This is a genomic window from Pedobacter sp. 10L46_2, from assembly GCF_056395165.1.
This window is the reverse complement of sequence record NZ_JBFTIZ010000356.1, coordinates 1-4,022: the sequence shown is the minus strand read 5'-3', so window position 1 is coordinate 4,022 and position 4,022 is coordinate 1. Positions and strand designations below refer to the sequence as shown.

Here is a 4,022-nt window from a genome sequence, read left to right as displayed (position 1 = left end):
CAACCGGTGTTTCAAGAACGATCTCTCTGCTTAATCCCTGGCCTTTTTCAATTGCTTTGATGGCGTCAGTAACTTTAGTACCATAGATGTTATAGTTAAATGTAGGACGTTCCTGAGCATCTAATGTATAACCTTTGGTTTTAAATCCTGTACCCGTAGTATCGGCCAACCATGCTCCCTGAGCATCGGTAAGTTTAGCTAAAGTAGGAACCGGTTTTTTAGTGAAGGCAGTTACACTTCCACGAGGTCTTGATGTACCGTTACCTCTGTCATGCCACATAGGTGTTGCATCAACAAACTCACCGTGCCAAGCCTGAAACAACGCACCGTTGTCTAAGTCGTAGCTAAAGTGAACCTGAGTCGGGCTACCTACAGAAATAGCATGAACTACTTTAGGACCACCATTAGGAACATCAACAAAACTGCGAATATTTGGTGTAGTAGCCACATCTATATAGATAGGGTCTGTATCGTCACCTCTTTGTCTCCCATTTTGCGTTTCTGTAGGCAATTTTGAAGTTTTGATGTTTTTAAAAGCTACAGCACCATGATCTCCTTGCAAACGCAAAGCGCCTAAAGCTTTTTCTTTATCATTTGCGCCTCTTGTTGCACCAAATAATTCTATATTATCGTGTATAAGTACTCCATTCAACTCAATTCTTAAAATTCTTGCATTAGCTGTTTTGTTTCCAGATGCATCAAAACGAGGAGCCTGGAATGCAATTTTAATATGTTGCCACAAGCCAGGTGCTTTACTTACATTTTGGCGTGGTGCATATCCCTGATATCCTTGCTGACCTTCTGGTTTCGAATCGTCCCAACGTTGGTAAATTCCACCGTTGTTAGATGATGTTGGTTTTAGGATACCCCATGAATCTTCTAATTGAATTTCATAAACTCCCTGAAGATAAATCCCTGAATTTGCTCCTTTTGCAAGCAAATAATCCAGTTCAAGAACAATGTCGCCATGTTCACCAATAGTTAAAAGGTCTGATCCGTGGTCTTTCTTGGTAGGTATGTTTACCAGAATCCCAGTACCTTTTGCAACGTTTAATACGTTTACTTCATTTAAATTGGCGGTAACACCACCAGCAAGCGTCCAGGTCTTTCCCGGAGTCTTAAATGAAGAAAGATCTTTCAGATCAATTTCTGACTGATCCGCTAGTTGCTGACCAGACACAAGTGCAGTTCCTAACAACCAGAGAAAAGCGGTTGTTCCAAACCTTAAATAATTAAGCTTCATGTTGTGTTTTTTGGTTAAAAAAAAATTAAATGTATATAATTTCGTGTTTGTTTAAAAGGATTGCAAAATAATGATTTTGTTACAATAAACAATAACCCCTTAAAATCAATAAATAAGCCCTTAAAGTTTTGCTAAAACTATTTATCAACATTTATTAGAAGTTGTAAAAAAAGTACAGTTTTTAGAAAAACGTCATTTTTTATGGGAGATCAGCAAAACAATTTTCTTCCGTGTTTTGTCAGAAAAATAATGGAGTTCTTTAATAGGTGTATTAGTAACACTAACAACCATGTGTAATTCTAACACTAACGTGTGAACAAGGAGTTGTCACATTCTGAATAGATTTGGGCTGAACAAGCCTGTAAAATGTGTTTTCAAAAAAGTTTGGAAATCGATTGCGTAAAATATATTTGTTTTATGAAATATTCATTTATATTTAGTCCTCGAAACAACACACGATAATTATAACTTTTAATGAAAACTTCTTTTGCATTGTTAATTTCTGGTATTGCGATCAGTTTACTGCCGCCATTAACCAGAACAAAAAAACCAGATACTTTGCTGCTAAATGACCTTAAGCAGAGTAAGTTCAAATCAAAATTTAGAATTGATACCCCCGACCAGAACAGGTTTGTTAAAGTAAGCCTGCTTAAGGGGCAACTTACTGAGCCTACTGAATTGGCAGTATTGCCTAACTATGATATTTTAGTGTCGCAGCGCCGTGGTGAAATCATGCTATTTAAGAACAGCACAAAAACACTTAAAGAAGCCGGTAAACTTGAGGTATATTCTAAAACATTAAATACACCTGATGTTAATGCTGAAGAAGGATTATTAGGTATAGCACTTGACCCTAACTTTGCAAAGAACCAATACGTGTATGCTTTTTATAGTCCGGTAAAGCCTTCGGTGAACAGGTTATCGCGCTTTAAACTGGTAAACGATAAAATAAGCACCGCTTCTGAAAAGATTATCCTTGAGTTTTACTCGCAACGCGAAATCTGCTGCCATACTGGCGGATCCATTGCTTTTGGACCTGGTGGCTTACTATATGTATCAACAGGTGATAACTCCACTCCTTTTGATGCGCCAAAATCTAAATACGTAAACAACGGTTATGCGCCGCTAGACAACCGTCAGGGTTTTCAGCAGTATGATGCCAGAAGATCTGCAGGTAACACCAATGATTTAAGAGGTAAAGTACTTAGAATTAAAATTAAAGAGGATGGTACTTACGATATCCCTGATGGTAACTTGTTCCCTAAAGGTCAGGAAAAAACCAAACCTGAGATCTTCGTAATGGGAAACAGAAATCCTTATAGAATATCGGTAGATCAGAAAACAGGCTTTTTATATTGGGGCGAGGTTGGACCTGATGCCTCTAATGATGACGCTTTAAGAGGGCCTAGAGGCTATGATGAGGTAAACCAGGCTCGTAAAGCAGGGTTCTTTGGATGGCCTTTATTTATAGGTAATAACTATCCTTATAAAGCTTATGATTATACAGACGGTAAAAACGGAGAAGCATTTGACCCTAAAGCTGGTTTAAATAATTCACCAAATAATACTGGTTTATCTACCCTTCCTCCTGCTCAACCGGCTTTTATATGGTATCCTTACGGAGAATCTAAAGAGTTCCCTCAGGTTGGTGCCGGTGGCCGTACAGCAATGGCTGGTCCGGTTTATTATTCAAGACCAGGTGCCTCGCCATATCCTTCTTATTATGATGGTAAATTGATTATCTATGAATGGATCCGTGGATGGGTAAAAGCTGTTACTATGTCGCCAGAAGGAGATTATTTAAGCATGGAGCCAATGTTAGGTGAAATTTCTTTAGCTGCTCCTATTGATATGGAACTTGGCCCTGATAATAAATTATATATTCTTGAATATGGTAAAGGATGGTTTACAAAAAATCCTGACGCTGGTATTGTAAGAATTGATTATATGGCAGGTAACAGACCTCCTATTGTAAAGAATCTTGAAATTGAGAAAACGAGCGGTTTATTACCATATAAGCTTGTAGCAAAGGTAGATGCAACGGATCCTGATGGTGATGCGCTAACTTATGTTTGGAACTTAGGAAAGGGTATTAAAAAAACTACTACCTCTCCAGAACTACAATATACATTTGCAAAAGCAGGTGAATATGCAATTAGCGTTCAGGTAATTGATAAAGATAAAGCGTCTTCAAAAAGTAACACTGTAATAGTATATGCAGGGAACGAAGAACCTAAAGTTGATATCACTTTAACCGGAAACAAGAGCTTTTATTTCCCGGGTAAACCAATCAATTATCAGGTATCGGTTTCGGACAAAGGCGCGGCTGTAAATAAAAGCAGAATCTATGTATCAAATACTTATACTGAAGGATTGGATATGGCTGGAGCTAAATTAGGCCATCAGCAGGCTGCACAGTCGCTTCTTGGTAAGGCAATAATGCTAAAAGCAGATTGCAGTACCTGCCATAAAATCTCTACAAAATCAATTGGCCCGGCATTTACTGCGGTGTCTTCTAAATATCAGACAAAAACCAAAGCGGCAGATTACCTTACTTCTAAAGTAATTAATGGTAGTAAAGGTGTTTGGGGCGAAGTTCCAATGCCTGCCCACCCTACCATGAAGGCTTCTGATGTTAAGGAAATTGCAGAATGGATTTTGACTTTAAGCGCTAAGTCGACAACTGGTCCTTCTTTACCTGCAACAGGTAAGATCGTTCCTCCGACAGAAACCAATAAAGATAAATCTGTTTTAAATCTTAAAGCGACTTACTCTGATT

At 38.3% G+C, this 4,022-nt stretch carries 2 protein-coding genes; one reads left to right on the top strand and one right to left on the bottom strand.

Annotation, left to right across the window (positions count from 1 at the left end; translation table 11 throughout):
• Positions 1-1,243 (bottom strand): 3-keto-disaccharide hydrolase (locus tag AC1DDX_RS24750; RefSeq protein ID WP_477622773.1); only part of this gene is annotated, 1,243 nt, incomplete at its 3' end.
• A gap of 474 nt (positions 1,244-1,717) precedes the next feature.
• On the opposite strand from AC1DDX_RS24750, the gene AC1DDX_RS24745 reads away from it, so the two are divergent.
• On the top strand, positions 1,718-4,022 hold a 2,305-nt coding region (locus tag AC1DDX_RS24745; RefSeq protein WP_477622772.1), incomplete at its 3' end, for a PQQ-dependent sugar dehydrogenase.